The following is a 22,287-nucleotide window of genomic DNA, read 5'->3' on the forward strand; positions in this document are numbered from 1 at the left end:
TGCGCCCCAGGAGACGTTCAACTGTGCTCCTAAGACGTTTGGGCCCCGGGATTTTGAAATGGGATGCCGCCCCGGACAAATGCCTGGGCCAAATCAGTCCTTGCGTGCCGTTGCCGGGGGTGTGCCCATCGCCTGAAACAGGGCCGCCGTATCCGCCATACGCGCCGCCCGGGCCTGGATTTCGGTCAGCCTCGCGCTTTGCAGGTGCTGCTCGGTAAGCACGGTTTCCGGATAGGAGACCGCGCCCAGCCGATAGCGTGCACCGGTATCGCCGAAGGCCTGCTCGGCGGTTGCCGCCTGCCTGCTGGCTGCCTGCAGGGTCAGCGCGTCCTGGTCCAGCGCGGTCAAGGTATCGGCCACGTTCTGGAAGGCGTTGAGCACGGCTTGCCGGTATTGCGCCAAGGCAGCGTTGTAACTGGCGATCGCCGCCCGGCGCTGTGCCATCAAGGCGCCACCGTGGAAGATCGGCTGGGTCAGGCCCGCACCCACACTCCAGATCGAGCCGGCGCCGGTGAACAGGCTCGCGGGCTTGAAGCCCGCCGTACCCAGCGAGGCGGAGAGCGAGATATGCGGGAACAGATTGGCCGTAGCCACACCCACCTGCGCCGACGCCGCATGTACCGAGGCCTCGGCCGCGAGCACGTCGGGCCGCTGCTGCAGCAGTTCGGATGGCACGCTGACCGGCACGTCGAGCGGCAGCTGCAGCTCTGCCAGCGACAGGCTGGCCGGCGCCTGATCCGGGGTACGCCCCATCAGCACTGCCAAGCCATGCCGTGCACGCATGGCTTGCGCACGCAGGCCGGGGATCGAGGTATCGATGCTCTCCGCCTGCTGTTGCACGGATAACAAATCATCGCGCGACGCGGCGCCGAGCTGGTACGCATGCTCGGTCAGCGCGGCCTGCTGATGCGCCAGCGCAGACAGCCGTTCGCTGGTGCTCAGCTGTTCGCTCAGCGACGCGGCATTGATTGCCGCAATCACGATGTTCGCAGCCAGGGCACGCTTGGCCGCATCGAACTCGTAGGACTGCTGATCCACCTGCGCCGCGGTCTGCTCGATGCCATGACGGGTCGCGCCGAACAGGTCGAAGTTGTAGCTCAGCGAAAGCTGGCCGGCATAGACATCGTAAAGATTGGTCGGCGGACCGAAGTCAGGAAAGCCCAGCGCACGCTGCCGGCTGCTTTGCGCCTGCCCGTCCAGGGTCGGCAGCATATTGGCGCCGACCTGTGCACGCAGCAGTTGATGCGCGGCCTCCAGCGAGTGCTGCGTGGCGGCCAGCGATGGATTGTTGCGCAGGCCTTCGTCGACCCAGGCGTCCAAGGTATCGCTGCCATAGCGGCGCCACCATTCCGGCACGGCACGTGCGCCAAGGCTGAAATGCTGCGACACGCCATCAGCCTGGGCACTTTGCGCGGGTGTCGGCTGCACCGCATAGTGCGACGGCGAAGGCGGTGCCGGTGGTTTGGCCGGCGGTGCAAAGGCACAACCGGTCAAGGCCGCCGCGGTGGCAAGAGCGAAGATCGAACGATGCATCACGGGCGCCTTCATACGATCACCTCCGGCTCACTGGCCGCTTCATCGGCGCGTACGCGGAACCACGCCGCATACAGCGCCGGCAGATAGAACAGCGTCAGCACCGTCGCCACCGTAATGCCGCCCATCAGGGCGGTGGCCATCGGCCCGAAGAAGTTGCTGCGCAATAGCGGGATCAGCGCCAGCACCGCGGCCGCCGCGGTCAGCGTGATGGGACGGAAACGCCGCACGGTGGCGCCGATGATCGCTTCCCAGCGCGGATGTCCGGCATGGATGTCCTGCTCGATCTGGTCTACCAGGATCACCGAGTTGCGCATGATGATGCCGAACATGGCGATCGTGCCGAGCATCGCCACGAAGCCGAACGGCTGATGGAACAGCAACAGCGCGGTGATCACGCCGATCAGGCCCAGCGGCGCGGTCAGCACCACCATGAAGGTGCGGCCGATACTTTGCAGCTGGATCATCAGCAAGGTAAGCACGGCGATCATCATCAGTGGCATCTGCGCATTGATCGATCCTTGCGCCTTGCCGTTCTGCTCCACCGAACCGCCTACTTCGACGCGATAGCCCACCGGCAGATGGCTGCGAATCGTGGCGAGTTTGGCGTCGATTGCATTGGTCACGTCCAGGCCCTGCGCACCGTGCAGGGTGTCCGATTGCACGGTGATCGACGGCTGCCGGTCGCGCTCCCAGATCACGCCGTACTCCAGTCCATAACTGACATGGCCCAGCTGCGCCAGCGGAATCGCCGTACCGCTGGGTGACGGAATCGCCAGCCGCTCGATCTGATCCGGATGCACGCGATCGCCGCCGGTGCTGCGCAGATCCACCGCGATCAGTTTGTCGCGCTCGCGATACTGGGTGACCGTGGTGCCGGACAGGCTCATCGCCAGGAAATTGGCGATGTCCTGCGAACTGATGCCGAGCTGGCGCGCCTTGATCTGATCGACCTCGAAGCGCACCGAGCGTTCGGCCGGCTCGTCCCAGTCGAATTGCACATTGGTGGTATTGGCATCGGCACGCATCACCACCGCCACTTGCTCGGCGATGCCGCGCACGGTGGCAATATCGTCGCCGTCCACGCGGAACTGCACCGGAAAACCTACCGGCGGCCCGTTTTCAAGGCGGCTGACGCGACTGCGCACGGCGGTGAAGTCGCGCTTGAGCTCACCATCCAGATACGCCGCCAGTTGCTCGCGCTGCTTGACGTCCTTGGCGGTAATCACGAACTGCGCAAAGTTGGGCTGGGCCAGTTGTTGATCCAGCGGCAGATAGAAGCGCGGCGCGCCGCTGCCGACGAAGCTGACGTAATTGGCGATTTCCTTGCGACCCTGGATGGCCGCTTCGAAGCGCTTGGTTTCGCGCAAGGTCGCGGCAAACGAGGCACCCTCCGGCAAGCGCAGGTCCACCAGCAGCTCCGAACGGTCGGAGCTGGGGAAGAACTGTTTCGGCACCAGCCCGAAGCCGGCCAGCGCAATCACAAACAGCACTACCGTGGAGGCCAGCACCAGCCAACGGTTGCGCAGGCAGAAATCCAGCCAGCCGCGGAAGCGGCGATAAAACACCGTGTCGTAGATCTCGATCTCGTCGCCGTTGTGCACCAGCTGCGCCGCCTTGGCGGCCCGGGACTGATTCCAGCGTGCAGGCAGAAAGCGTGCCCACCATTCACTGCCTGGCTTGGTCCGCTCATGATGCTCGGGCAGCATGTGGTAGCCGAGCAGCGGGATCACGATTACCGCCGCCAGCCATGACACCAGCAAGGCAATCGCCGATACCTCGAAGATCGAGCGCGTGTATTCGCCGGTGCCCGACTTGGCCAGTGCGATCGGCAGGAAGCCGGATACCGTCACCAGCGTGCCGGTCAGCATGGGGAACGCAGTACTGGTATAGGCGAACGCGGCGGCACGCACCCTGCCCCAACCCTGTTCCAGCTTCACCGACATCATCTCCACCGCGATGATCGCGTCGTCCACCAGCAGGCCCAGCGCCAGCACCAACGTGCCCAGTGAAACTTTGTGCAGGCCGATGCCGAAGATATCCATGCACAGCGCGGTGGCCGCCAGTACGAACGGAATCGAGATCACCACCACCATGCCGGTACGCGCGCCCAGGCTGAGCAGACTTACCAGCAGCACGATGGCCACCGCTTCGGCTACCGATTCCAGGAAGTCATCCACCGAATGCGATACCGCGCGCGGCATGCTGGTGACTTCCGACAACTTCAGTCCGGCCGGCAGGCGCTGCTGCAAGGTATGCGTCGACTGCTCCAGCGCCTTGCCGAGCTGGATCACATCGCCGCCCGGCTGCATGGTGACGCCGATGCCCAGCACCGGCTGCCCCATGAAGCGCATGACCTGGCTGGGCGGATCGTCGTAGCCGCGGCGCAACGTGGCGATATCGCCAAGACGAATGCTTTTGCCGTTGATGTGCAGCAGCGTATCGGCCAATGCCTGCATATCGTCGTACTGGCCACTCGGCCGCACGAATACGCGGTCGTCGGCAGTGGTCAGCACGCCGGTCGAGGCCACCGCATTCTGCTCGTTGATCGCCTGGCCGATCTGCTGCGGGCTGATGCCCAGCTTGGCCAGCTGCGTGTTCGGGATATCGATGTAGATGTGCTGGTTCTGGTCGCCGAAATAATCGACCTTGGCCACGCCGGGTACGTGCAGCAGCTCGGCGCGCAGTTGATCGGCGTAATCGTGCAGCTGCGCCGGCGTGTAGCCGTCGCCTTCCAGCGCATAGATATTGGTGTAGACGTCGCCGAACTCGTCGTTGAAGAACGGCCCCTGCACGCCCTGCGGCAATTGCGCGGCGATGTCGCCGACCTTCTTGCGCACCTGGTACCAGGTTTCCGGCACGATCGACGCCGGTGCGGAATCCTTGATGTTGAAAAAGATCAGCGATTCGCCCGGACGCGAATAACTGCGCAGGAAATCGATCGACGGCGTTTCCTGCAGCTTGCGCGAGATACGGTCGGTCACTTCCTCCTGCACCTGTTGCGCGCTGGCACCAGGCCAGAAGGTTTGAATCACCATCACCTTGAAGGTGAAGGGCGGATCCTCCGACTGCGACAGGTTCTTGTACGACAGCAGGCCGAACAGCGCGATCATGCCCATCAGGAAAAACACCAGGGACTGATGGCGCAAGGTCCAGGCCGAGAGATTGAAACGCTCCTCGCTATTCATTGCGGCGCGTCCTCCGGATGCGGCGGCGCAATCGGCGTCACCTTTTCACCCGCCGAAACGGTGTGCACGCCCTGCATCACCACCCGTTCGCCCGGCTTGAGGCCATCGGCGAGCAGCACGTCGCGTTCGCCGTAGCGCGCCACCGTCACCGGGCGCAGTTCAAGCGTGGAATCGGCAGTGCGCACCACCCATACCGCCGGATGCTCGCCCTGGTGGAACAATGCGGTGGCCGGAATACGAACAGCCACCACCGCCGCATGGCCGGCGCGCGGCTGCATCACCACATCCGCGGTCATGCCCAGCTGCAGGGACTGGCCGGGTTGATCGACAGTCAGCTTGACCAAGTAGGTGCGCGACTGCGCATCCGCTGCAGGCGCAACCTCGCGCACCTTCGCGGCAAAGCTGCGCCCCGGCAGCGCCGGCAGCGTCACCGTGGCCGCCTGGCCGACGGCCACGCCGTCGATACGGTTTTCCGGCACATCCACCTGCACCTCGCGCTCGCCGGCCCAGGCAAAGCCAAACACCGCCTGCCCCGCCGCCAACACCTGCCCCACTTCCGCCTGCCGGCTGGTGATCGCACCGTCGTGATCGGCCACCAGGGTGGTGTAGCGGGCCTGGTTCTGCGCCAGCGAGAGCTGCTGTTGCGCCTGGTCGCGTGCGGCGAGGGCCGAGGCGTAGGCGTCCTGGGTCTGCTCCAGTTGCAGGTGGCTGATCAGGTTCTGCTTGGACTGCGCCTCGTCGCGATCGCGCTGCTGGGTGGCGAACAGCAGCCGATGCTCGGCCGCCGCCAGCGCCGCCTTGGCCGCAGCGAGCTGATCGTTGGCGTCCTTGGGGTCAAGCTGGGCCAGCGGCTGGCCTTGCTTCACCACGTCGCCCGGATTGACGTAGCGCGTCGCCAGCTGGCCGCCTACACGGAACGACAAGGGCATCTCGTAACGGGCATGCACGTCGCCGGGGAAGCGACCCGCATCGCTGCCATCGGCGGCCTGCACCGGCAAGGCAATCACTGGGACGGTTGTATCGGCTTCCGGCGCCCGGTGGCCGCAACCGGCCAGCAAAACCAGCGACGACGCCAGCACATACGGCAGCCAGGCGGCCCGGCGCGTCAGCCCGCGCCCGTGAGGCAGGGGGAATGATGGGTGATTCACAAGCCGCTCCTAGGGGAATGGGGGTAACTGCGACGGTGCGGGAACAGTGCCCGCCGGGGCCGGCGCAAATACGGCAACGGACTCTAATACACTTCTGTATCTGAATTCAAATAAGCATCGAAATACATGTGCCGGAAGCCGTGTTACCATGCGGCATGCCACGCAAACGATTGACCCGCGAAGAAAGCCGCGAACAGACCCGCCTGCGCCTGCTCGAGGCCGCAGCGGTGGCGATTGCCAAAAAGGGGCTGGCAGCGACCAGCGTGGAAGACATCGCGGCCCAGGCCGGCTATACCCGCGGCGCGTTCTACTCGAACTTCAAGAGCAAGAGCGACCTGTTTATCGAGCTGTTGCGGCTCGATCACCAGAACATCCAGGAAGACCTGCAAAAGCTGCTGGACGCCGACCTCTCCAGCGAAGACCTGCAGCAGCAGCTGGCGCTGTTCTATGCGCAGTGCTATCGCGACGACAACAACTACGTGATCTGGGCCGAAGCGCGCCTGCACGCCATGCGCGATGCGAAATTCCGCCAGCGCATGAACGCGCTATGCCTGGAAAAGCGCGACATGATCGCGTACTTCATCGAACAGTTCTGCCAGCGCCTCAACACCCAGCTGCCGGGTCCGGCCGCCGACTACGCGCTGGCCACCATCGCCCTGATGGACGGCATGCTGTATTTCAACATCATCATGCCCAACGAACTGCCGGATGCCTCGGCCGAAGCGGTGCTGACCAATATCTTCACCCGCACCTTTTTCAGCCCATCGCCCTGAGCGGCCGCTAGCCGCGCCGGAGAGAACGGCGCAGCCGGTACTCGTCGTAGCCCACGTAGGCACCGGCAATCAACGTCAGCAGCGCCATCAGATACCAGGTGATCAGGTAGCTGAGATGGCTGTTGGGGAAGTTGATCACGGTAGTGCCGCCCTCGGGCCACACATGTGTGCCATTCGCGGACGGGTGGCGATCCTCGTCGATGAAGTACGGGGCCACGTGCGCAAGTCCGCGTGCCGCGGCGATAGCCGGCACATCGCGCGTGTACCAGCTGTTATGCGCCGGATCGTTGTGGCGCAGGAAGCCGGACGGCTCGGACATGCGCAGCAACCCGGTCACCGTTACATCGCCTGTGGGGCCCGGCGCGCAGCCGCCATCACGGCCGCACCAGCCCTCCGGCGCAAAGCCGCGGTTGACCAGCACGATGGCGCCATCGGCCATGCGCAGCGGGGTCAGCACGAAATAGCCGCTACCCTCGTCCGAGGCAGCCCAGATCAAGGTCTGGCGATCGTGCAGGAACTGGCCGCTTACCTGCACGTGGCGATATTCATCGTCCTGCGCATTGACCTTGGACCACTGATCGGGCGCGGGCGGCGCCACCGGCGGCGCATGCACGCGCTGGTCCACGCGGGTGATCAGATCGCGCTTCCAGGCCAGGCGGCGTACCTGCCAATTGCCCAGCTCGATAAAACCGACGAACAGGTAGAGGCCGAACAGGGCGAGCAGGCACAGGGCGATTGGCCCGCGGGGGCCGCGCGCGGCGTCTTGGGTGGAATGGTTCGCAGATGACATGCGCTCATGATCGCATGAGCCATGCATGCCGCCCTCCCCAGCCCGCAGCGTGGGCGCCCGATCGCGATGATTTACCGCACTTACGGCAGGTTGCGCGGATCCTGCATCGCCGCCGGCATCATGTTGTCGTTGAGATGGAACATGATCCAGATCGACCCGCTCAAGGTGATCACTACAAGCACGATAGTGAAGACCAGCGCCAGCATGTTCCAGCCGCCTTCCGACTTGGTGTTCATGTGCAGGAAGTAGACCATGTGCACCACGATCTGGATCGCCGCCAGAAACAGGATCAAGGCATCCGCCGGACCTGACTTGGCGAAGGCACCGGTCATCACCAGCGAGAACGGGATGATGGTCAGGATCGCTGCCAGCATGAAGCCGCGCAGATAACCCTTCAGCGTGGCGTGGACCTGGCTGACGCCGTCGTGCTCGTCATGCTCGTCGTGGCCGTGCTGCGCCTCGATATGCTCGCTCATGGCAGCACTCCCATCAGATACACGAAGCTGAAAACGCCGACCCACACCACGTCGAGAAAGTGCCAGAACATCGACAGGCACATCAGCCGGCGCTTGTTGGCGGGGATCAGGCCTTTCTTGCTTACCTGCACCATCAACACCACCAGCCAGATCAGGCCGCAGGTCACGTGCAGGCCGTGTGTGCCCACCAGGGTGAAGAACGAGGTCAGGAAGGCGCTGCGCTGCGGGCCCGCGCCGATCGCAATGAGGTGCGAGAACTCAGTGAGCTCCAGCGCGATAAAACCTGCGCCCAGCAGTCCCGTCACTACCAGCCACGCCATCATCGGCCCGCGCCGGTTTTGCTGCATTTCCAGCACGGCGAAGCCATACGTGATCGATGAGAACAGCAGCAGGGTGGTGTTGAGCGCCACCACCGGCAATTCCAGCACCTGCGCGGCGGACGGCCCGCCGGCGTAGTCGCGGCCCAGCACGCCATAGGCCGCGAACAGGCAGGCGAAGATCAGGCAGTCGCTCATCAGGTACAGCCAGAAGCCGAGCAAGGTGCCGTTCTCGACGTGATGCTCGCCCTCTAGATGGAACTTCAGCGGTTCCGACGCGCCGCTCATGGTCATGGTGGTCTCAGACATGGGCCAGCAGCTCCGTACGGGAGGCTTCCACCTTGGCAACCTCTTCCGCCGACAGGTAGTAGTCGCGGTGGTAGTTGAAGGTGTGGCCGATGGCGGTGGCCAGCAGCGCCACGAACGAGATGATCGCCAACGGCCACATGTACCAGATCATGGCGAAGCCGAATACGGTGCTGATGCCGCCCAGAATGATTCCGGCACCGGTGTTCTTCGGCATGTGGATCGGGATGAAGCCGCCCAGCGGACGCTGGTAATGGTGCTGCTTCATCTGCCACCACGCATCGCCTTCGTGCACCAGCGGCGTGAAGGCGAAGTTGTACTTGGGCGGCGGCGAGGACGTGGACCATTCCAGCGTGCGGCCATTCCACGGATCGCCCGTCACATCGCGCAGCTGCTCGCGCCGGATGAAGCTGACCGCGAACTGGATCAGCATGCACAGGATGCCGAGCAGGATCAGGAACGCACCGAACGCGGCGATCTCGAACCAGATCTGCAGCGAGGGATCGTCGAAATGGCTGAGCCGGCGCGTCACGCCCATCAGCCCCAGCGCATACAGCGGCATGAAGGCAAAGTAGAAGCCGACCAGCCAGAACCAGAACGAGCACTTGCCCCAGAACGGATCGAGCTTGAAGCCGAAGGCCTTGGGGAACCAGTAATTGAGGCCGGCAAACAGGCCGAACAGCACACCGCCGATGATCACGTTATGAAAGTGCGCGATCAGGAACAAACTGTTGTGCAGCGAGAAATCGGCCGGTGGCACCGCCAGCAGCACACCGGTCATGCCGCCGATGGCGAAGGTCACGATAAAGCCCACCGTCCACAGCATCGGCACTTCGAAGGTGATGCTGCCGCGGTACATGGTGAACAGCCAGTTGAAGATCTTCGCTCCGGTAGGAATCGAAATGATCATCGTGGTGATGCCGAAGAACGAATTGACGCTGGCGCCCGATCCCATGGTGAAGAAATGATGCAGCCACACCAGGTAGGACAGCACCGTGATCACCACCGTGGCGTACACCATCGAGGCGTAGCCGAACAGGCGCTTGCGCGAGAAGGTAGCGGTGACTTCGGAAAAAATGCCGAACGCCGGCAAGATCAGGATGTACACCTCCGGATGGCCCCAGATCCAGATCAGGTTGACGTACATCATCATGTTGCCGCCAAGCACCGTGGTGAAGAAATTGGTGCCGGCATAACGATCCAGCGCCAGCATGGCCAGCGCCGCGGTAAGCACGGGGAACGCCGCCACGATCAGCACGTTGGTGCACAACGCCGTCCAGGTAAACACCGGCATGCGCATCAAGGTCATTCCGGGCGCGCGCATCTTGATGATGGTAGTGAGCAGATTCACCCCGGATAACAAGGTTCCCACGCCGGCTATCTGCAAGGCCCAGATGTAGTAATCCACGCCTGCGTCGGGACTGGCCGCAATGCCGGACAGCGGCGGATACGCCAGCCAGCCGGTGCGTGCGAATTCGCCGATGAACAGCGACATCATCACCAGCACCGCGCCGGACACGGTCATCCAGAAGCTGAAGTTGTTGAGGAAGGGGAACGCCACGTCGCGCGCGCCGATCTGCAGCGGCATCACGAAGTTCATCATGCCCGTCACCAGCGGCATGGCGACGAAGAAAATCATGATCACGCCGTGCGCGGTGAAGATCTGGTCATAGTGGTCCGGCGGCAGGTAGCCCTGCGTATGCCCGAACGCGATGGCCTGTTGCGCACGCATCATCACCGCGTCGGCGAAGCCGCGCAGCAGCATCACCAGCCCCAGGATGATGTACATGATGCCGATCTTCTTGTGATCGATGCTGGTGAACCACTCGTGCCAGAGATAGCCCCAGAGCTTGTAGTAGGTGATCACCCCCATCAGCACGAGACCGCCCAGCGCCACCACAATAAAGGTGCCGACCACGATCGGCTCGGGCAGGAATTCGTGCCAGGTCAGGCGACCGAAAATCAGTCTGGTAAGGTCGGGATGCAGGGACATCGTGGACACCCGTTCACTGGAGTCGGTTAAAGTGGTCAGGGATGAGCCATCGGCATGGCCGCCATGCTGTCCGCGCCATGCGCAGGAACAGCGGCGCCTTCTTCGCCTCCGGCCGGGGCTGCAGCCTTGTTGTTCATGCAGGCGCTGCCCTCCGGTACGCAATTGCCCATGATCGCCATGAAAAGATTCGGCGCCACGCCGGCGTAGTAATGCACGGGCACCTGCTCGCTGGGCGCGGCCAGTTTCACGTATTCGTCACGACTCAGCTCGCCGCCGCCGGCCTTCGCCTTCTGCACCCACTGGGCGAAAGCGTCCTCGCTGAGGCCGTGAAAGACGAAATTCATATGCGAGAAGCCATCGCCGCTGAAGTTCGCCGAGAAGCCGTTGAATTCGCCGGGCTTGTTGATCACCGCCTGGAGCTGGGTTTCCATGCCCGGCATCGCATAGATCTGGCCGGCCAGAGCCGGGATGAAGAACGAGTTCATCACTGTCGAGGCAGTGATATGGAACTGGATGGGTCGATCCACCGGGGCGGCCAGCTCGTTCACCACCGCGATGTTCTGCTCGGGGTAGATGAACAACCATTTCCAGTCCAGCGCCACCACATCCACCTGCAGCGGCTTGGCATCGGCCGGCACCGGGCGCCCCGCCGCAATGCGGTCCAGCGGCCGGAATGGATCGAGCTTATGGGTGCTGACCCAGGTCAGCGCACCCAGCGCGATGATGATCAGCAGCGGCGCCGACCAGATCAGCAACTCCAGCATGGTGGAGTGATCCCAGTCCGGATCGTAGCTCGCCTTCTTGTTGCCGGCCCGGTAGTGCCAGGCAAACAACAGCGCCATCACGATCACCGGCACCACGATCAGCAGCATCAGGATCAACGAATCGATGATCAGATTGCGCTGCTGTATCGCCAGGTCGCCGGAGGGCGCCATAAGCACGGTGTGGCATCCCGTCAGCGGGAAAAGGCCAAGCAGGAGCAGTCTTCGGAAAGTCTTCATGGACATGCCGGCGACGCAGCGAGAAAAGGATAGGGGTACTGCTTGCGGGGACAAGGTACGCCGAACTGCAGGCTGCGTGCAATTGGTCTGTTCGCTTGAACCTGCCTTCCACTGTCCATGCACACCATCCGGCGAAGTCATAAATATGCAAATTACGCTGGGCTTATACAAAAAGCCCACGTCGCAAACTGCTGCGACAGTTTGCCCAGCCCTCACGTGGACGCTGCGTGCTCTTCGCATGTATCGCAGGATCATTGGCGCTCTAGCCATCACGCCGCGACGGTGCCATGCTGTACCTGCCGCACCCTCCCTTGACCGAGTAACGACGATGTCGACGACGTTTGAGGATCAGCGCGAACCTGCCTTCAGCCACGAAGATATCGGCCGCATCCACGCCCACGCCAAGGTGGCGCCGGGCGAGATCGCCATCGGCGTGGTGATCGGGCGAACCTCCGAATATTTCGATTTCTTCGTGTTCGGCATCGCCTGCGTGCTGGTCTTCCCCTCGGTATTCTTTCCGTTCGAAAGCCGCCTCGACGGCATGCTGCTGTCGTTCGCAATCTTCTCGCTGGCATTTATCGCGCGCCCGATCGGCACCACGCTGTTCATGACGGCACAGCGGCGCTGGAGCCGCGGCACCAAGCTCACCATCGCCTTGTTCCTGCTCGGCAGCGCTACCGCCGGCATGGCCTTTCTGCCCGGCTACACGGTGATCGGCAACTGGGCTATCGGGCTGCTCGCCTTCTTCCGCATCCTGCAGGGCATCGCCTTGGGCGGATCGTGGGATGGCCTGCCCTCGCTGCTGGCACTGAACACGCCGCCGGAGCGGCGCGGCTGGTACTCGATGCTGGGGCAACTCAGCGCGCCGATCGGTTTCATGATCGCCAGTGCGCTGTTCCTGTTCCTGCATGCCCAGCTTGCCAATGACGATTTCCTCGACTGGGGCTGGCGCTATCCGTTCTTTGTCGCCTTCGCCATCAACGTGGTGGCGCTGTTCGCGCGCCTGCGGCTGGTGGTCACGGAGGAATATACGCGCGCGATGGAAGAGCGCGAACTGGACCCCATCGGCATCTTCGACATGCTGCAGCGCCAGGGCTACAACATTTTCCTCGGCGCCTTCGCTGCACTGGCGAGCTATGCGCTGTTCCACCTGGTGTCGATCTTCCCGCTGTCGTGGATCGCACTGGGCACCACGCAATCGATCAATGAAGTGCTGGCGGTACAGATTGCCGGGGCCGTCGTCGGCATTCTCGGCATCATCGCTTCGGGCATGATCGCCGACCGCATCGGCCGACGCACCACGCTGGGCACGGCCGCCGCGCTGATCGGCGTATTCGCGCTGTTTGCGCCCTGGCTGCTCGGCGGCAACAAGGCAGCGCAGGATGCCTTCATCCTGGTGGGATTCCTGTTGCTCGGCCTCTCCTACGGACAGGCTGCGGGCAGCGTCACTTCCAATTTCGAAATCCGGCTGCGCTATACGGGTGCAGCACTGACCAACGATTTCGCCTGGCTGATTGGTGCCGCGTTTGCGCCACTGGTCGCGCTCGGCTTGTCTTCCCGCTTTGGCCTGGCGGCAGTAAGCGTGTACCTGCTCTCCGGCGTGGCCTGCACCTTGATCGCCTTGCGAGTCAATCGCGCGCTTGCCACACGCGAATAGTCCACTGCAGGTACAAACCTCGAAGCAGGCGCGGGCGCTCGTCATCATGGGCGTCTCGGGCAGCGGTAAATCCACAGTGGCCGGCGCCATTCGCGATCGCGCCTGCGCAGTGCTGATCGAAGGCGACGATTTTCATTCGCCGCAGAACATCCACAAGATGCATAGCGGCACGCCGCTGAACGATGCCGACCGACAAGGCTGGCTCGAACGCATCGCCCAGGAAACCAACCGGCAGCTCGCCACGGCACCGCGCGTGCTGGTCGCCTGTTCGGCACTCAAGCGCCGTTATCGCGACATGCTGCGCCAGGCGATACCGGAGCTCGGCTTCGTCTTTCTCGATTTGAGCGAGGAGGAAGCGCGCGCACGCGTCAGCCAGCGCACCGATCACTTCATGCCTTCCTCGCTGGTGGAAAGCCAGTTTCGCGACCTGGAGCCGCCGCAGGGAGAACCGCGGGTGCTGACGGTTTCCGCCAGCAAGCCCGCAGCAGCCATCGCCGACCTCGTTATCGCGTGGTGGCCGACAGCCTAGGCACTACTCCGGTACGCAAGCACGCCGCGCCGGTGCCGGCCACAGCGTCCATTTCAAATTGACGCCCAAGGTACCCAGCACGATCAAGGCCAGGCCCGCGAACTGCACCGGCACCAGGCGATGTCCATACACCAGGTAATCCAGCACCAGCGTCACTAGCGGATAGATAAACGCCATCACCGCAATGCTCGCCACCGGCAGGCGTGCATAAGACGAATAGAACAGCACATAGACAATACCGCTGTGGATAACGCCCAGGCCGACCAACCATCCCCAATGCCAGCCCGCATGAAACACTCCCGTGCTGGAAAAGCCGGCAAGCATCGCCACGCCCACCCAGCACTGCAACATGACCAGGGCGAACGGCCGCTGCTTGCCCAGCTGCCGCGACATCAGCAAGGACGCACCGCATAAGCCGGCCGCCAGCAGGGTCATACCGATGCCGACCAGATACGTTGCATCGGCATGACGCCACATGCGTACCGGATCGGCCGATCCAACCACGCCCACGAAGGCCAGCAAGGTCCATCCCAGATCCGCGGGCCGCGTACGCTCGCCCAACAGCAGCGCCGCCAGCAGCAGCATCACGAACGGAAAGAAGTGGTAGACCATGGTCGCCACGCCGATCGACGAACGTGCCATGCCGGCGAACAGCGCCACCCAGTTGAGCACCAGCAGAACGCCGCTGACCACCGCGCCGCGCAACAGCGCGCGCTCCTGCCACAGCCCGCGCAGATGCCCTCGCGCCAGACCCCAGATCAGCAGGAACAGGCCGCCGAACAGGCAGCGGTAGAACACGGCGGTAACCGCATCCTGTCCACTCTCGTGCACGAATACACCGACCGAACCGATCAGCAACTCGGCGAACAGCAACTGGCCTACCGCTGTGCGGCGGCCCTCATGGCCGGATAGCGAAGTCATGCTGGCTCCTTTCGAATGGATGGCCAGCGTAAGCCGGCTCACCACACCAATACAGATTCAGATAGCATCCATTTCGACCAATACAGACGAACCACCCCATGCTGCTGTACGAGGAACTGGCCCATCAGCTGCGCACGCAAATCGCGCAGGGCACTCTGCGCGCCGGCGAACGGCTGCCGTCGATCCGGCAACTCGCGCTTCACCATGGGGTGAGCGCAGCCACGGCGGTACAGGCCTGCCTGCAGCTCGAACGCGAAGGACTGGCCCAGGCCCGGCCGCGCTCAGGCTATTTCGTCCGCGCAGCCGCGCCACTCGCGCCGATCGCCCGATCCACGCGGCGCCGCGCACCAGGCACGATCAGCAATCCCATGCTGCAAGACGTACTGGACATGCTTGCGCGCAGCGACCTGCTGCCGCTGCACAGTGCGAACGCCGCCGCCGAGTTGCTGCCGCAGGCCGCACTGACCGCATCGCTTACCCATTGCCTGCGGCGCACGCCGCAATCGGCGCTGGACTATGCGCCACCGCAGGGGCATCTCGAACTGCGCCGGCAGATCGCCCAGCGCTATGCGCAACTTGGGGTCGCGGTAGCCGCGGATGAAATCATTGTCACCGCCGGTGCCATGGAAGCGCTCAGCCTCGCGCTACGCACCGTGACCACGCCTGGCGATGTGGTGCTGGTGGAATCGCCGACCTATCACGGCATCCTGCAGGCGATCGCCACCTTGGGGCTGAAGGTGCTGGAAGTACCCAACCTGCCCGATCGCGGTATCGATGTTGTACGACTGGAGCAGTTGCTGCAGCAGAACAAAGTGCGCGCGGCGGTGCTGGTGCCCAACTTCAACAATCCGCTCGGCAGCCTTACCGAGGACGCTGACAAACAGGCGTTGCTGGCAAGCTGCGCACGGCATAACACCATCGTTATCGAAGACGACGTCTACGGCGAACTGGCCTGGTCGGGGCAGCGCCCTTCCTTGCTGCGACGCTGGGACAAGCACGGCATCGTGATCACCTGCAGTTCGTTCTCCAAGATCCTGTCGCCCGGCTTGCGGGTGGGCTGGGTGATCGGTTCCGAGTGGACGGACGCACTGCTGCGCGCAAAGTATTTCTCCACCGTGGGTGTCGCCAGTCTGCCGCAGCTGGCGATCGCGCACTATCTGCACCGCCATGACATGGAACGTCATTTGCGCCGCCTGCGCCGCGCACTGGCCGACAATGGCCAGCGCCTGCATGAAGGCATCGCGCGCTATTGGCCGCAGCAGACACGTGCCAGCACGCCGCGTGGCGGCCTTTCGCTGTGGCTGCAGCTGCCGCCGGATATCGATGTGCAGGCCTTGTTCGAAGCGGCGCTCGCCGCAGGTATCGGCACCTCGCCCGGCATGCTGTTTTCCAGTCGCGGCGACTACGCAGACTGCTTGCGCCTGAGTTGCGGCATGCCATGGGGCGACACCATGGATCGCGCCATGCGCCGACTCGGGCAACTGGCTGCACGGCAACTGCGCTAGCGATTTCTGCGGCCATCGCGATGTGCATGATTCGTGAAGGCGAAGGCCTCCGCGCGGGCGACATTCGCACGTCATCAAATTTGCACACAGGCTTCTTATCTTCGATCGAACAACATCACTTCACGCGCGGTGATCCCATGGTCGAGATGAATCGCCGTAAATTTCTTGCGTTGTCGATCAAGGCCGCCGCCATGGGCGCGACCGGATACGCACTGGGCAAAACCATCCGACCCGCGCAAGCTGCCACACCGGAAGCAGCAAGCGGCCTGGCCAACATCAAGCACGTGGTGATTCTCATGCAGGAGAATCGCAGCTTCGACCATTACTTCGGCAGCCTGCAGGGCGTACGCGGCTTCGGCGACAAGGCCGGCATCACGCTTGCGGGCGGCTACTCCGTGCTCGATCAGCCGAATGGAAGCGCGCGCCAATATCCCTGGGCTTTCAATACCACCTCGCCCGCAGCGAGCCAGACCAGCGAAGTACTCACGCAGTGCGACGGCAGTCTCGATCATTCCTGGCTGACCCAGCATGCCGCCTGGAATGGCGGCAAGATGGACTCCTGGGTGCTGGCCAAGGCCGGCGTGCGCACACTGGGCTATCTCACGCGCCAGGACATTCCGTTTCACTATGCGCTCGCCGATGCGTACACCATCTGCGACCACAACTTCTGCTCGATCCTCAGTTCCACCGGCCCAAACCGCACGTATCTGTGGAGCGGCATGATCGATCCCAGCGGCCAGAACGGCGGCCCGGCCTACGACGGCGGCTCCGAATCCGGACTCACTTGGGAAACCTACGCCGAAGAGCTGCAGGCGGCAGGCGTGACGTGGAAGGTCTATCAGAACGCTTCGGATAATTTCGGCGACAACGCCCTGGCCTACTTCACCCAGTTCGCCGATGCGCCGACTACCAGCCCGCTTTACCAGCAAGGCATGGCTTCCGTGCCGAGCACTACCGGCTCCACCCCGAACGACATCGCCACCGCCATCCAGAACGACGTGCTCAACGGCACCCTGCCGCAGGTGAGCTGGGTGGTCGCCAGCCAGGATTACTCCGAACATCCCGATGCACCGCCGGACAACGGCGCGCATTTCATCGACCTAGTGTTGCAGGCCTTGGCCGCGAACGCGCAGACGCTCGACTCGACCGTGCTGATCCTCAATTACGATGAGAACGACGGCTTCTTCGATCACGTGCCGCCGCCGATTCCGCCGAGCGGCACCGCCGGCGAATTCATTACCGTGGATGGCGTGACGCAACCGATTGGCATGGGTTTCCGCGTACCGATGATCATCTGCTCGCCCTGGACACGCGGCGGCATCGTCGATTCGCAAATCTACGACCACACCTCGGTGATCCAGTTTCTGGAAAGCTGGAGCAGCGCGCTGGGCAAGCCGGCAATCTGTTCGTCGATCAGTGCATGGCGGCGACAGGTCAGCGGCGATCTGACCGGCGCCTTCGATTTCGCCAATCCTGTGTATGGCCTGCCGGGCAATCTGCCGGCCACCAGCGCCACCATCAGCCGCACCGGCACCTGCGATCCGCTACCCAATCCCACCGACAGCAACGCATCCAACAGCCTGCCGGCGCAAGAATCCGGCACACGCACCGCGCGCGCCCTGCCGTATCAGCCCGATGCGAATATCTCGTCGATCCAATACGGCTCGAACGGCCAGATCCTGATCTGGATCGAGATGCTCAATGCCGGCAGCCTCGCTACGCGTGCCGTACCGATGGCGATCTACGCCAATGCCTACCGCAGCGGCGGCCCCTGGCAATACACGGTCGCCCCTTACAGCAACGGTAGCGATGGCAGCGTCAGCGATTTCTTCAACGTCGGCACCGGCTTCGGCAACGGCAGCTACGACCTGAGCGTGATCGGCCCGAATCGCTTTCTGCGCCGCTTCGCCGGCAATCTCAATGACGCGGGCAAGGCCTGCAGCGTCACCTCGTCATACCTGGCCGATCCGGTCTCCGGGCAGCTGGCCATCTATTTCGCGCTGACCAACGGCGGCAGCAGCGCCGTCACCTTCACCATTACCGCCAACAACTACACCGGCGAAGGTCCGTGGACTTACGCCGTTGCGGCCGGCGCCACCACCAATACCTATTTTTCTGCACTGGCCGATAGCCACGGCTGGTACGACTTCACCGTCACCCTAAGCGGCGACAGCAGTTGGATCCGCCGCTATACCGGACATCTGGAAAGCGGCAGCGATTCGATAACCGGCTGACACGCTGCCGCGGCGGATCATTCCACCGTGACCGACTTGGCCAGGTTGCGCGGCTGGTCCACATCGGTGCCGCGCAGTACTGCCACGTGGTAAGCCAGCAACTGCAGCGGCACGGTAAACACGGCCGGCGCGATGAATTCACCGCCGGCATCCACCCGCAGCACCACGCCACGCGCGGCATTGCCATCGATATGCGCCGCACTGTCGGCGAACACGACCAGCTCGCCGCCACGGGCGCGCACTTCCTGCAGATTGGATTTGAGCTTGTCCAGCAGCGGACCGTTCGGCGCCACGGCGATCACCGGCATGTCTTCGTCGACCAGCGCCAGCGGGCCGTGCTTGAGTTCGCCCGCCGGATAGGCTTCGGCGTGGATGTAGGAGATTTCCTTGAGCTTGAGCGAGCCTTCCAGCGCCACCGGGTAATGCGCACCGCGCCCCAGGAACAACGCATGATGGCGGTGCACAAAGCGCTCGGCCAGCGCGACGATCTGCGGCTCCAGCTTCAGGGCTTCGTCGATCGCGCGCGGCAAGCGCAATAGCTGGGCGCACAAATCCTGGTAGCGGGCCTGCTCCAGCCCACGCTGCCTGGCCAGGTGCAGGGCCAGCAGTGCAAGCGCGCTCAGCTGGGTGGTGAATGCCTTGGTCGAGGCCACGCCGATCTCCGGACCGGCGCGCGTCATCAGCTTGAGATCGGCTTCGCGCACCACCGAGGATTCGGGCACATTGCAGATGGCCAGCGTGCCCAGATAACCGCGGCGGCGCGATTCGCGCATGGCAGCCAGCGTGTCGGCCGTTTCGCCGGACTGCGAGATGGCCACGAACAAGGTATCTGCCGGCACCACCGCCTCGCGGTAGCGGTATTCGCTGGCCACTTCCACGCTCACCGGCAGGCGTGCGTAATCTTCGATCCAGTATTTGGCGACCAAGCCGGCGTGATAGCTGGTGCCGCAGGCGACAATATGCAGGCCCTTCACCTTTGCCAGCAGCTCCTCGCCGTCGACGCCGAAGATATTCGGCAGCACGCCGTGCGCATGGATGCGCGCCTCCAGCGTGTCGGCCACGGCACGCGGCTGCTCGAAGATTTCCTTCTGCATGTAGTGGCGGTATTCGCCGCGTTCCACCGCGTCGGCGGACAGTTCGCTTTCGTGCACGTCGCGCGCGGCGGGCTGGCCATCGAGCGTATAGACCTGGGCGCGCTCGCGCGTGATCTCCACCACATCGTCTTCGTCGAGATAGATGGTCTTGTTGGTGACCTGGATCAGCGCCTGCGCATCCGAACCCAGGAAATGCTCGCCGATGCCCACACCGACCAGCAGCGGCGCGCCGCGGCGCGCACCGACCACGCGGCCGGGTTCGTCCCGGCTCATCACGGCGATGGCATAGGCGCCGTCCAGTTCGCGCACTGTCGCCAGCACCGCCTCGCGCAGCGACAGCCCCTTGGACAGGTTCACGTCGATCAGCGCTGCCATCACTTCCGTATCGGTTTCAGAACTGAAGGCGTAGCCCTTGGCCTGCAGTTCGGTGCGCAGCGCGGCGTAGTTCTCGATGATGCCGTTGTGCACGATGGTCACGCGGCCGACCATATGCGGATGCGCGTTCGCTTCATTGGGCACGCCGTGCGTGGCCCAGCGGGTATGCGCGATGCCGGTGCCGCCCGGGAAGGGATCGGCCAGATAGGCGGCCTCCATTTCGCGCACCTTGCCCTTGGCGCGCACGCGACGTACCTGGCCATCGGCCAGCACGGCCAGGCCGGCCGAATCGTAGCCGCGGTATTCCAGTGCCTTCAGGCCGGCAATCAACAGCGGAGCCACATCACGTTGGGCGGCGGCAGCGACGATTCCACACATGGCGTTGATTCCTTTGTGGCGGACTGGTCAAAGCCCGGGGCTTCGATGGAGCCGGCGACTGTGCCGGGACGCCGTTTCGACAGGCTTTCGCGCCGCCGGTTCATTCATCCACACGAGCGGTGCTGACGCATCCCGGGCTTCCCTTGACCCACCACGTGCGGCAAGGGAAGCGGAACGACGTGGATCAATGCACCTTGCGGCGCAGGTAATTCAACAGATCGATACGCGTAATCAGGCCGAGGAACTGTTCGCCGTCCATCACGATGGCGACATGGCCGCGATCGAACACCGGCAGCAGCGACTGGATCGGCGCGCGCACATCCAGTATCTGCAGATCGCTGATCATCGCAGTAGCCACCGAATCGCGGAACCGCGCTTCGTCGGCATGCACGTGCATGAGCACGTCCGATTCGTCGAGGATGCCGACCAGGCGATGGCCATCCATCACCGGCAACTGCGATACGTCGTACAGCTTCATGCGCGTATACGCCGTCATCAGCAATTCATTCGGACCAACCACTACGGTGTCGCGCTGGGCGAACGGGCGCAACAGCAGATCGCGCAGATCGCCATGCTGCTCGCGATCGATAAAGCCGTTGTCGAGCATCCAGTAGTCGTTGTACATCTTCGACAAATACTTGTTGCCCGTATCGCAGACCAAGGTGACCACGCGCTTGGGTTCGGTCTGCTCGCGGCAGTATTTCAAGGTGGCCGCCAGCAGGGTACCGGTGGACGAACCGCCCAGAATGCCTTCCTTTGCCAGCAATTCGCGCGCGGCGAGGAAACTTTCCTTGTCGGAAATCGCGTAGGCCTTTTTGACGCGGGTGAAATCGCTGATGCTCGGCAGGAAATCTTCGCCGATGCCTTCCACCATCCAGCTGCTGGACTTGGTCGAGAGCACGCCTTCGTTGATGTATTGCGCCAGGATCGAACCGACCGGATCGGCCAGCACCAGCTCGGTATTCGGCGATTTCTCAGCAAAATACTTCGACAGGCCGCTGAGCGTTCCGGAAGAACCGCAACCCACCACCACCGCATCCACCTTGCCGTCCATCTGCCGCAGGATTTCCGGGCCGGTGGTTTCGATATGCGCCTTGGGATTGTCGGGATTGCCGAACTGATTGATGAAATACGCGCCGGGCGTTTCGCGCGCGATGCGCTCGGCCATGTCCTGGTAATACTCCGGATGGCCCTTGGCCACGTCCGAGCGCGTCAGCACCACCTCGGCGCCCATCGCCTTGAGATTGAAAATTTTCTCGCGGCTCATCTTGTCGGGCACCACCAGCACCAGCCGGTAGCCCTTCGCCTGCGCGACCAGCGCCAGGCCCAGGCCGGTATTGCCGGCAGTGCCTTCCACCAGGGTGGCGCCGGGCTTGATCTTGCCGGCTTTCTCCGCGCCTTCGATCATCGACAGGCCGATCCGATCCTTGATCGATCCACCCGGATTGGCGCTCTCCAGTTTCAGGAACAGCTCGCAGCGCCCGGTGTCCAGGCGCTGGGCGCGCACCATCGGGGTATTGCCGATCAGTTCGAGGACGCTGGTGTTGACCGTCATGAAGGCTCCATGGGATGACGTGGCTGGGGCGATATGAAGCGCAATCATAACGGGAACACCTTGCACCGGTCTCATCGCCACCGCAAAAAAGCAACGGCCCCGGCAGCTTTCGCCCCGGGGCCGTGTCCGTGATCAGAACCTGCAGATCAGTTGATGCTTTGCGATCGGGTATCCCACATGCGCTGGAGTTTTTCCTTGGCGTAGAGCTTTTCCTTCTTCATGCCAAGTAGCGTCACGTCGTCGATGGGAAGCACGCCGATTTCGGCATCGTGCACCTTGCTGTCGAGTTCCCTGTGGTGCTGATAGAGCCGGCGAAATTCCGCATCGGCTTTCATAAAGGCTTCGACAGCATCGCGCTGCTGATCTTCGAACATGATTCAACCTCCTCGCGGTAGGGCGGCGGGCGCAACAAGGACGTCCGCATACAGAAGCAAATCGCACGCATGACCACACCCCGCGCCCTGACTGCAGGACCCGGGAAACGAAAAGTGGAGGGATATGCGCATGATTCAGT

At 63.4% G+C, this 22,287-nt stretch carries 17 protein-coding genes; 5 read left to right on the forward strand and 12 right to left on the reverse strand.

The features are described 5' to 3' along the window. Nucleotides 1–93: 93 nt before the first annotated feature. From IGX34_RS02395 to IGX34_RS02405, 3 genes are read right to left on the reverse strand one after another with little or no spacing between them, the layout of a single operon-like run. Nucleotides 94–1,548: an efflux transporter outer membrane subunit gene (locus IGX34_RS02395; RefSeq protein ID WP_225737145.1), complete on the reverse strand. Its 1,455-nt coding sequence runs from the start codon at nucleotides 1,546–1,548 to the stop codon at nucleotides 94–96. After that, complete coding sequence (locus IGX34_RS02400) at nucleotides 1,545–4,721, reverse strand: efflux RND transporter permease subunit (RefSeq protein ID WP_192554059.1); 3,177 nt, start codon at nucleotides 4,719–4,721, stop codon at nucleotides 1,545–1,547. Before IGX34_RS02400 ends, IGX34_RS02395 begins: the two co-directional genes overlap by 4 nt. Then, nucleotides 4,718–5,869 (reverse strand): efflux RND transporter periplasmic adaptor subunit, encoded by a 1,152-nt coding sequence (locus tag IGX34_RS02405; protein WP_338015396.1) that lies wholly within the window; start codon nucleotides 5,867–5,869, stop codon nucleotides 4,718–4,720. Before IGX34_RS02405 ends, IGX34_RS02400 begins: the two co-directional genes overlap by 4 nt. A gap of 155 nt (nucleotides 5,870–6,024) precedes the next feature. Here IGX34_RS02405 and IGX34_RS02410 point away from each other — a divergent pair, with 155 nt between their 5' ends. Continuing rightward, complete coding sequence (locus tag IGX34_RS02410; RefSeq protein ID WP_192554060.1) at nucleotides 6,025–6,642, forward strand: TetR/AcrR family transcriptional regulator; 618 nt, start codon at nucleotides 6,025–6,027, stop codon at nucleotides 6,640–6,642. Nucleotides 6,643–6,649: 7 nt separating this feature from the next. Here the strand turns inward: IGX34_RS02410 and IGX34_RS02415 are convergent, their stop codons facing one another. The 5 genes from IGX34_RS02415 to cyoA form a co-directional block, all read right to left on the reverse strand. Further along, nucleotides 6,650–7,432, reverse strand: coding sequence for an SURF1 family protein (locus IGX34_RS02415; RefSeq protein WP_192554061.1), 783 nt, complete (start codon nucleotides 7,430–7,432; stop codon nucleotides 6,650–6,652). Between the two features lie 80 nt (nucleotides 7,433–7,512). Next, complete coding sequence (gene cyoD / locus IGX34_RS02420) at nucleotides 7,513–7,908, reverse strand: cytochrome o ubiquinol oxidase subunit IV (RefSeq protein ID WP_192554062.1); 396 nt, start codon at nucleotides 7,906–7,908, stop codon at nucleotides 7,513–7,515. Further along, complete coding sequence (cyoC, locus tag IGX34_RS02425; RefSeq protein ID WP_192554063.1) at nucleotides 7,905–8,534, reverse strand: cytochrome o ubiquinol oxidase subunit III; 630 nt, start codon at nucleotides 8,532–8,534, stop codon at nucleotides 7,905–7,907. Before cyoC ends, cyoD begins: the two co-directional genes overlap by 4 nt. Beyond that, nucleotides 8,527–10,494, reverse strand: coding sequence for a cytochrome o ubiquinol oxidase subunit I (gene cyoB, locus IGX34_RS02430; protein WP_338015412.1), 1,968 nt, complete (start codon nucleotides 10,492–10,494; stop codon nucleotides 8,527–8,529). Before cyoB ends, cyoC begins: the two co-directional genes overlap by 8 nt. Nucleotides 10,495–10,559: 65 nt before the next feature. Further along, the gene (cyoA, locus tag IGX34_RS02435; protein WP_225737146.1) at nucleotides 10,560–11,531 is read right to left on the reverse strand and encodes a ubiquinol oxidase subunit II; all 972 of its coding nucleotides are present in this window, start codon (nucleotides 11,529–11,531) and stop codon (nucleotides 10,560–10,562) included. A 322-nt stretch (nucleotides 11,532–11,853) separates the two neighbouring features. Here cyoA and IGX34_RS02440 point away from each other — a divergent pair, with 322 nt between their 5' ends. Further along, a complete protein-coding gene (locus tag IGX34_RS02440; RefSeq protein WP_192554066.1) occupies nucleotides 11,854–13,182 on the forward strand; it encodes an MFS transporter in 1,329 nt (442 codons plus the stop codon). Between the two features lie 46 nt (nucleotides 13,183–13,228). Further along, nucleotides 13,229–13,711 (forward strand): gluconokinase, encoded by a 483-nt coding sequence (locus IGX34_RS02445; RefSeq protein WP_192554067.1) that lies wholly within the window; start codon nucleotides 13,229–13,231, stop codon nucleotides 13,709–13,711. Between the two features lie 3 nt (nucleotides 13,712–13,714). Here IGX34_RS02445 and IGX34_RS02450 read toward each other — a convergent pair whose 3' ends face one another. Further along, complete coding sequence (locus tag IGX34_RS02450; RefSeq protein WP_192554068.1) at nucleotides 13,715–14,632, reverse strand: DMT family transporter; 918 nt, start codon at nucleotides 14,630–14,632, stop codon at nucleotides 13,715–13,717. A gap of 98 nt (nucleotides 14,633–14,730) precedes the next feature. Here IGX34_RS02450 and IGX34_RS02455 point away from each other — a divergent pair, with 98 nt between their 5' ends. Together IGX34_RS02455 and IGX34_RS02460 are read left to right on the forward strand one after the other, a co-directional pair. Next, nucleotides 14,731–16,137, forward strand: coding sequence for an aminotransferase-like domain-containing protein (locus tag IGX34_RS02455; RefSeq protein ID WP_192554069.1), 1,407 nt, complete (start codon nucleotides 14,731–14,733; stop codon nucleotides 16,135–16,137). A gap of 137 nt (nucleotides 16,138–16,274) precedes the next feature. Next, nucleotides 16,275–18,371, forward strand: coding sequence for a phosphocholine-specific phospholipase C (locus IGX34_RS02460; RefSeq protein ID WP_192554070.1), 2,097 nt, complete (start codon nucleotides 16,275–16,277; stop codon nucleotides 18,369–18,371). A 17-nt stretch (nucleotides 18,372–18,388) separates the two neighbouring features. Here the strand turns inward: IGX34_RS02460 and glmS are convergent, their stop codons facing one another. From glmS to IGX34_RS02475, 3 genes are all read right to left on the reverse strand, one after another. Next, entirely contained in the window at nucleotides 18,389–20,218 is a 1,830-nt protein-coding gene (gene glmS / locus IGX34_RS02465; RefSeq protein ID WP_192554071.1) for a glutamine--fructose-6-phosphate transaminase (isomerizing), read from the reverse strand. A gap of 184 nt (nucleotides 20,219–20,402) precedes the next feature. Further along, nucleotides 20,403–21,773 (reverse strand): pyridoxal-phosphate dependent enzyme, encoded by a 1,371-nt coding sequence (locus tag IGX34_RS02470; protein ID WP_192554072.1) that lies wholly within the window; start codon nucleotides 21,771–21,773, stop codon nucleotides 20,403–20,405. A 146-nt stretch (nucleotides 21,774–21,919) separates the two neighbouring features. Beyond that, the gene (locus IGX34_RS02475) at nucleotides 21,920–22,147 is read right to left on the reverse strand and encodes an HP1242/YdcH family protein (RefSeq protein WP_192554073.1); all 228 of its coding nucleotides are present in this window, start codon (nucleotides 22,145–22,147) and stop codon (nucleotides 21,920–21,922) included. Nucleotides 22,148–22,287: the final 140 nt, after the last annotated feature.

Origin of the sequence: Dyella acidiphila (assembly GCF_014863405.1) — a bacterium.
GTDB classification, from domain to species: domain Bacteria; phylum Pseudomonadota; class Gammaproteobacteria; order Xanthomonadales; family Rhodanobacteraceae; genus Dyella_B; species Dyella_B acidiphila.

Bases quoted from the DNA above. Each gene is read 5' to 3' on its own strand.
- IGX34_RS02445 (WP_192554067.1), top strand. From the start codon at position 13,229: ATGGGCGTCTCGGGCAGCGGTAAATCCACAGTGGCCGGCGCCATTCGC.
- IGX34_RS02400 (WP_192554059.1), bottom strand. From the start codon at position 4,721: ATGAATAGCGAGGAGCGTTTCAATCTCTCGGCCTGGACCTTGCGCCAT.
- glmS (WP_192554071.1), bottom strand. From the start codon at position 20,218: ATGTGTGGAATCGTCGCTGCCGCCGCCCAACGTGATGTGGCTCCGCTG.
- IGX34_RS02440 (WP_192554066.1), top strand. From the start codon at position 11,854: ATGTCGACGACGTTTGAGGATCAGCGCGAACCTGCCTTCAGCCACGAA.
- IGX34_RS02475 (WP_192554073.1), bottom strand. From the start codon at position 22,147: ATGTTCGAAGATCAGCAGCGCGATGCTGTCGAAGCCTTTATGAAAGCC.
- IGX34_RS02410 (WP_192554060.1), top strand. From the start codon at position 6,025: ATGCCACGCAAACGATTGACCCGCGAAGAAAGCCGCGAACAGACCCGC.
- cyoA (WP_225737146.1), bottom strand. From the start codon at position 11,531: ATGTCCATGAAGACTTTCCGAAGACTGCTCCTGCTTGGCCTTTTCCCG.
- IGX34_RS02450 (WP_192554068.1), bottom strand. From the start codon at position 14,632: ATGACTTCGCTATCCGGCCATGAGGGCCGCCGCACAGCGGTAGGCCAG.
- IGX34_RS02395 (WP_225737145.1), bottom strand. From the start codon at position 1,548: ATGAAGGCGCCCGTGATGCATCGTTCGATCTTCGCTCTTGCCACCGCG.
- IGX34_RS02470 (WP_192554072.1), bottom strand. From the start codon at position 21,773: ATGACGGTCAACACCAGCGTCCTCGAACTGATCGGCAATACCCCGATG.
- IGX34_RS02460 (WP_192554070.1), top strand. From the start codon at position 16,275: ATGGTCGAGATGAATCGCCGTAAATTTCTTGCGTTGTCGATCAAGGCC.
- cyoC (WP_192554063.1), bottom strand. From the start codon at position 8,534: ATGTCTGAGACCACCATGACCATGAGCGGCGCGTCGGAACCGCTGAAG.
- IGX34_RS02455 (WP_192554069.1), top strand. From the start codon at position 14,731: ATGCTGCTGTACGAGGAACTGGCCCATCAGCTGCGCACGCAAATCGCG.
- IGX34_RS02415 (WP_192554061.1), bottom strand. From the start codon at position 7,432: ATGTCATCTGCGAACCATTCCACCCAAGACGCCGCGCGCGGCCCCCGC.
- cyoD (WP_192554062.1), bottom strand. From the start codon at position 7,908: ATGAGCGAGCATATCGAGGCGCAGCACGGCCACGACGAGCATGACGAG.